The organism is Streptomyces sp. CBMA123, from assembly GCF_014596465.1.
In the GTDB taxonomy this organism is placed as follows: domain Bacteria; phylum Actinomycetota; class Actinomycetes; order Streptomycetales; family Streptomycetaceae; genus Kitasatospora.
Genome location: NZ_MECK01000285.1, coordinates 1 through 6,559 on the forward strand (window position 1 = coordinate 1; position 6,559 = coordinate 6,559).

4 protein-coding genes and 2 pseudogenes are annotated in these 6,559 nt (G+C 73.7%); 3 read left to right on the forward strand and 3 right to left on the reverse strand.

What is annotated here, in order from left to right; genetic code table 11:
* Both BG452_RS27375 and BG452_RS27380 read right to left on the reverse strand, forming a co-directional pair.
* Window positions 1-142: acyl-CoA carboxylase epsilon subunit (locus BG452_RS27375; RefSeq protein WP_317621255.1), on the reverse strand; the 142-nt coding region annotated here is incomplete at its 3' end.
* A gap of 29 nt (window positions 143-171) precedes the next feature.
* The gene (locus tag BG452_RS27380) at window positions 172-1,761 is read right to left on the reverse strand and encodes an acyl-CoA carboxylase subunit beta (RefSeq protein ID WP_188307029.1); all 1,590 of its coding nucleotides are present in this window, start codon (window positions 1,759-1,761) and stop codon (window positions 172-174) included.
* A gap of 256 nt (window positions 1,762-2,017) precedes the next feature.
* Between BG452_RS27380 and BG452_RS27385 the strand changes: the two genes are divergently transcribed.
* The 3 genes and pseudogenes from BG452_RS27385 to BG452_RS46010 form a co-directional block, all read left to right on the forward strand.
* Entirely contained in the window at window positions 2,018-2,911 is an 894-nt protein-coding gene (locus tag BG452_RS27385) for a biotin--[acetyl-CoA-carboxylase] ligase (protein WP_188307030.1), read from the forward strand.
* Between the two features lie 171 nt (window positions 2,912-3,082).
* Window positions 3,083-4,204 (forward strand): adenylate/guanylate cyclase domain-containing protein, encoded by a 1,122-nt coding sequence (locus BG452_RS27390; RefSeq protein WP_317621254.1) that lies wholly within the window; start codon window positions 3,083-3,085, stop codon window positions 4,202-4,204.
* A 220-nt stretch (window positions 4,205-4,424) separates the two neighbouring features.
* Window positions 4,425-5,648 (forward strand): annotated as a pseudogene (locus BG452_RS46010) (diguanylate cyclase domain-containing protein); the annotation flags it as partial.
* A 530-nt stretch (window positions 5,649-6,178) separates the two neighbouring features.
* On the opposite strand, the pseudogene BG452_RS46015 reads toward BG452_RS46010, so the two are convergent.
* Window positions 6,179-6,559: pseudogene (locus BG452_RS46015) on the reverse strand (hypothetical protein); the annotation flags it as partial.

The following is a 6,559-nucleotide window of genomic DNA, read 5'->3' on the forward strand; positions in this document are numbered from 1 at the left end:
AGGGGGAGGCCGGGCCGGCACCGGCCAGGCGCGCCGCCTCGGCGGCGGCCTGCGCGGCGGCGGCCCGGGCCTGGACCACCGCCAGGACGGTGGCGAGCTCCTCGGGGGTCGGCTGCCCGTGCAGCACGTGGATCGGGGACATGGCTGGTTCTCTCCCGAGAGGGGTGGTGCCTACAGGGGGATGTTGCCGTGCTTCTTGGGCGGCAGCACCTCGCGCTTGCCGCGCAGCGCCCGCAGGCCCCGGACGATGTGCCGGCGGGTCTCGCTCGGGGCGATCACCGCGTCGACGTAGCCGCGCTCCGCGGCCAGGTACGGGTTCAGCAGGGTGTCCTCGTACGAGGCGATCAGCTCGGCCCGCTTCTCCTCGACGGTGCCGGCCGCCTCGGCCTCGGCGATCTCCCGGCGGTGCAGGATGTTGACCGCGCCCTGCGCGCCCATCACCGCGATCTGCGCGGTCGGCCAGGCCAGGTTGAGGTCGGCGCCCAGGTGCTTGGAGCCCATCACGTCGTACGCGCCGCCGAAGGCCTTGCGGGTGATCACGGTGATCAGCGGGACGGTCGCCTCGGCGTAGGCGTAGATCAGCTTGGCGCCGCGGCGGATGATGCCGTCCCACTCCTGCTCGGTGCCGGGCAGGAAGCCGGGCACGTCCACGAAGGTCAGCACCGGGATGTTGAAGGAGTCGCAGGTGCGGATGAAGCGCGCGGCCTTCTCACTGGCGTTGATGTCCAGGCAACCGGCCAGGTCCATCGGCTGGTTGCCGACGATGCCGACCGCGTGGCCCTCGACCCGGCCGAAGCCGGTGATGATGTTGCCCGCGTACAGCGGCTGGGTCTCCAGGAACTCGCCGTCGTCGACGATGTGCTCGATGACCTTGTGCATGTCGTACGGCTGGTTCGCCGAGTCCGGCACGATGGCGTCGAGTTCGAGGTCCTCGTCGGTGACCGTGAGGTCCGCCTGCTCGGGGTAGGACGGCGGGTCGCTCAGGTTGTTGGAGGGCAGGTACGACAGCAGGCTCTTGACGTACTCGATCGCCTCCTTCTCGTCCGTGGCGAGGTAGTGGGCGTTGCCGGACTTGGTGTTGTGGGTGCGGGCGCCGCCAAGCTCCTCCATGCCGACGTCCTCGCCGGTCACCGTCTTGATCACGTCCGGGCCGGTGATGAACATGTGCGAGGTCTGGTCGGCCATCACCACGAAGTCGGTGATCGCGGGGGAGTAGACCGCGCCGCCCGCGCAGGGGCCCATGATCAGCGAGATCTGCGGGATGACGCCCGAGGCGTGCACGTTGCGGCGGAAGATCTCGCCGTACAGGCCGAGCGAGACCACGCCCTCCTGGATCCGGGCGCCGCCGGAGTCGTTGATGCCGATGACCGGGCAGCCGGTCTTCAGCGCGAAGTCCATCACCTTGACGATCTTCTCGCCGAAGACCTCGCCGAGCGAGCCGCCGAAGACGGTGAAGTCCTGGGCGAAGACGGCGACCTGACGGCCGTCGACGGTGCCGTAGCCGGTCACCACGCCGTCGCCGTACGGGCGGTTCCGCTCCTGCCCGAAGTTGGTCGAGCGGTGCCGGGCGAACTCGTCGAACTCGACGAAGGAGTCGTCGTCCAGCAGCTCCACGACCCGCTCGCGCGCGGTCTGCTTGCCCTTGGCGTGTTGCTTCTCCACGGCCTTGGACGAGCCGGAGTGCACCGCCTCGTCCAGCCTGCGCCGCAGGTCGGCGAGCTTGCCGGCGGTGGTGTGGGGGTCGTACGGCGCCTCGGTCATGCGGTGGCTCTCCCTGATCATCGGCCGCGACCTGTTCGAGTGCGCGCGGGCCGGGATCGGGGGCTCGCGCACGAGGGCAGGGCGGCGCTGCGAACTACCGCTGCGTAGCGTAGCCAGCGCGAAGGGCGATGTGGCACGTCCTGGCGTTATGGCCATCGACACAGTGTGTCAACGAGCGTTCTGCGGGACGATGGGGCGGAATGCGCCTCTGCGGTCCGTCCTGCCACGGGCCCGGGCTGGTTCTAGGGTGGCCACCATGACCGCACCCGAGACCCCCCGCCGCAGCGGACTGCGCGGCTTCGGCCGTACCGGACCCTCCCCCTGGACCGACCTGGACCGGCCACCGCTGGACCAGACGGTGCTGCGCCGCGAACTGGTCGTCCCGGGCGGGCTCTGGACCTCGCTGGACGTCGTCGCCGAGACCGGCTCGACCAACAGCGACCTCGCCGAACGGGCCCGCTCCGGCGCCCCGCAGGGCGCGGTGCTGGTCGCCGAGGCGCAGAGCGCCGCCCGCGGCCGGCTGGACCGGCAGTGGACCGCCCCGGCCCGCTCCGGACTGTTCACGTCCTTCCTGCTGCGCCCCGAGGAGGTGCCGGTCGAGCGGTACGGCTGGCTGCCGATCCTGGTCGGGGTGGCCGTCGCCAGCACCCTCGACCGGGTGGCCGGGGTCGAGGTCGGGCTGAAGTGGCCCAACGACCTCCAGGTGGAGATCGACGGCGCGGAGCGCAAGCTCGGCGGCATTCTCACCGAGCTGAGCGGCGGCGCGGTGGTGGTCGGGATGGGCCTCAACGTCTCGCTGCGCACCGCGGAGCTGCCCGTCCCCACCGCCGCCTCGCTCGCGCTGGCCGGCGCCGGCACCACCGACCGCTCCGTCCTGCTGCGCGCCCTGCTGCGCGAGTTCGCCGAGCTGTACCGCGAGTGGACGGCCGCCGCCGGGGACCCGCACGCCAGTGACCTGCTGCGCGCGTACGTGGACCGCTGCAGCACGCTCGGCCGCCGGGTGAAGGTGAACCTGCCCGGCGACCGCGAACTGGTCGGCGAGGCGGTGGCGATCGACGGGGACGGCCGGCTGGTGGTGCGCACCGCCGACGGCGCACGCCGGGCGGTCGGCGCGGGGGACGTGGTCCACGTCCGCCCCGAGCCGCGCTGAACGGCAGTCTTCACCTCTCCTTGACTCGGGCGGATGCTCCGGATCACGTGATTCCGTGCGAACATTCCACCTGGCAGATGTGAGGCGCGCCACTGTCCGCCCGGGTGGCGGGCGGTGCGCCCGGACAGGTAGGAAACGAGGCAAGTGCGGCAACCGCACGGGGACGGACCGGTGGCAGAGGACGGCAGCGGCGAGACGACGGGCAGCCACGACCCCACGGTCGCGCTCGAACTGGAACGCCTGATCCTGGACGCGCCACGCCGCTACACCCCGTACCAGGCCGCGCGCGCTGCCGACGTCCCGATGGAGCTGGCCACCCGCTTCTGGCGGGCCATGGGCTTCCCCGACATCGGCCAGTCCCGGGCCCTCACCGACGGCGACGTGATCGCGCTGCGGCGCCTCGCCGGCCTGGTCGAGTCCGGGCTGCTCAGCGAGTCGATGGCGATCCAGGTGGCCCGCTCCACCGGTCAGACCACGGCCCGGCTGGCCGGCTGGCAGATGGACACCTTCCTGGAGAACCTCACCCAGGCCGTCGAGCCCGGCCTCACCCGCGCCGACGTCGCCTACCCGCTGGTCGAGCTGCTGCTGCCGGAACTGGAGCAGTTCCTGGTGTACGTCTGGCGGCGCCAGCTGGCCGCCGTCACCGGCCGGGTGGTGCAGGCCGCCGAGGACAACGAGATCACCAGTGGCCGGCTCGCGGTCGGCTTCGCGGACCTGGTCGGCTTCACCCGGCTGTCCCGGCGGCTGGAGGAGGAGGAACTCGGCGAGCTGGTCGAGACCTTCGAGAACACCTGTTCCGACCTGATCGCCGGACAGGGCGGCCGGGTGATCAAGACCCTCGGCGACGAGATCCTCTACGTCTCCGAGGATCCGGCCACCGCCGCCGAGATCGCGCTCAGCCTGATCGACGCGCTCGCCGAGGACGAGACCATCCCGGCGCTGCGGGTCGGCATGGCCTTCGGGACGGTCACCCAGCGGATGGGCGACGTCTTCGGCACCACGGTCAACCTGGCCAGCCGGCTCACCTCGATCGCGCCCAAGGACGCGGTGCTGATCGACGGCGAGTTCGCCGCGGCGCTGGAGCAGAACGGCAGCGTCGCCCCCGCCGACTCGGAGGGGCCTGGCCTGGCGGAGGCACTGTCGGTGGCGGCCGGGATGCCGGCCTCCGGGCTGCCGGTGCCGGGGCCGGACGCGGGTGCGCGGTTCCACCTGCAGCCGATGTGGCGCCGGCCGGTGCGCGGGCTGGGACTGGTGGAGCCGTGGCTGCTCTCGCGGCGGATGAAGGCGGAGTAGCCGCCGGGGGCGCCGGGTCTTCGGCGCCGGGCCGCTCGGATGGGTGCCGAACGGTTGAAGACCGTACGGTCGGCTGCGGGTCCGTCCGGGCAAACGGGGCATAACCGAACGAACTCGCCATAGTCTTGGTGCAAGCGGCCGGACGGGTGCGGCCGACCGGTGGGGGTCCGGCAGGACCGGGCACAGGGAGCGAGGCGATCCGGTGAGCAGTGAGGCGATCATGACGGACCGCGGCTGCGACTGCGAAGGACCGCACCACTGCGACCCGCTGCCCGACCTGCGACTGCAGTCGGTGGTCGAACTCGCCCAGGACATGGCCGGGGCGCTCACCCCGCTGGAGGCCGTCCGGGCCGCCGCCACCCGGGCCACCGAGGCGCTCGGCGCCACCATGGCCGCCGTCTCGGTCTGGGACCGCGAATCCGGCCGGCTGCGGGTACTGGTCAACCACGGCGAACTCGCGCCCGGCGAGGAGGAACTGCCGGAGAACGAGTCGTACCCCGTCGCGGACTTCCCGGAGATCGTCACCTACCTGGAGGAGCGCTGGACCACCGGGCGCCTGCCCCGCGCCTGGCTGCAGACCGCCGAGAACGCCGAACCGCACACCGGGCACAACCACCCGACCGCCGGCGCGTACTGCCAGGAACGCGCCGCCGCGCTGCGCCGGCGCGGCCGGGCCTGCTGCGTGGTCGCGCCGATCGTGCTGCACGGACAGGCCTGGGGCGAGCTCTACCTCGCCCGGTCCACCGGCATGCCCGCCTTCACCGACGCCGACGCCGACTACGCGACCCTGCTCGCCGCCCAGATCTCGGCCGGCCTCGCCCAGACCGAACGCCTCGCCGACCTGCGCAGACTCGCCTTCTCCGACCCGCTCACCGGCCTCGCCAACCGGCGCGCCGTCGACGCCCGGCTGGAGAGCGCGCTGGAGGCCCACAACCGGGACAACACCGTCGTCTCGCTGGTGGTCTGCGACGTCAACGGCCTCAAGCGGGTCAACGACCAGCTCGGCCACGAGATGGGCGACCGGCTCCTCGAACGCTTCGCCCACCAGCTCTCACTGGCCGCCGCCAAACTGCCCGGCAGCCTCGCCGCCCGGCTCGGCGGCGACGAGTTCTGCCTGCTCGCGGAGGGCCAGAAGGCCGACGAGGTGGTCGCCGTCGCCGAGGAACTGTGTGCGCGGGCCCTCGCGCTCGCCGAGGGCGAGGGGGTCGCCTGCGGTGTCGCCTCCACCGGGGACTCCATCGGGCCGGTCACCACCCCCGACCGGCTCTTCCGGCTCGCCGACGCCGCCCAGTACCGGGCCAAGGCCGCCCGCGCCGCCCACCCCGTCGTCGCCGGACGCAGCCACGGCCCCGGCTTCTCACCCGACCCCACCGTGCTGCTCGCCGACGCCGCCGACCCGCACCACCGCGCCGACGGGCGCCGCGGGCCCGCCGGCCGGGCCGGCACCGGCGACCGGCGGCGGTTCCGCGGCGCCGCCCACAGCGCCGACCCGGGACAGCTGCTCACCGCCGTCCTCGCCGCCCTCGACCAGGCCGCGGCCGCCCGCGCCGTCCACCCGGCCGACACCCTCGGCAAGCTGGTGGTCGTCGCCGAGACCTCCGCCCGGCTGGTCGACGCGGTCGGCTGGTGGGTCTCGTACGTCCCGCCCGGCTCCCAGCTGATGCGCACCGCCCAGCACGCCGTCTACCGGATGACCAGCGGCCCCAGCAGCAGCCGCGCCGAGACCCAGCGCGCCCAGATCGAGGCCCCCGACGCCGTCTTCGACCTCCGCCACTACCCGATGACCCGCCGCGCCGTCCGCGGCGGCGCCTTCTCGCTGCGCGCGGGCGCGGCGGGCAACGACCCGGCGGAGGAGGCGATGCTCGTGGTCTCCGGCTACCGGGGCATGGTCGCGGCGGGCGGGCAGAACGCGGCGGGCGGGTGGCTGGTCGAACTCTTCGCGGACGACGCCACCCTGCCACTCGGCCAGGTCACCTACGCGATGCGGGCCTTGGTGGCGGTCGCGCTGGCGGGGGCGGCTTCGCCGCCGGTGATGTGAGGCGGGACGGAGGGCGGGCCGGCTGGTGAGGAGTGCCGGTTCGGCGGGAGCGGGAGCGGGGTCGAGTGCGGGTCGAGGCCGGGGTCGGGGCCGGCGGAGGGTCTCGGGCCGGTGATGTGTGCCGGTTCGGTGACCGGGGCGTCGCGGGTGGGTCGCGGTCGGGCGGGCGGGGTGCAGGGGCGGGGCGGGGTGGTGGGAAGGTGACGGGGGCGGATCGGGGAGCGGGGGTCGGCGGTGGCTGGACGGCTGGTGGGCGCGGCGGTGGCCGGGGTGCTGCTGCTCGGCGGCGGGGTGGTGGCGGCAGGCCCGGCGGCGGC

What these genes read in the sequence shown, in the direction of transcription:
- BG452_RS27380 (WP_188307029.1), bottom strand. Translation starts at nt 1,761, where the DNA reads ATGACCGAGGCGCCGTACGACCCCCACACCACCGCCGGCAAGCTCGCC.
- BG452_RS27385 (WP_188307030.1), top strand. Translation starts at nt 2,018, where the DNA reads ATGACCGCACCCGAGACCCCCCGCCGCAGCGGACTGCGCGGCTTCGGC.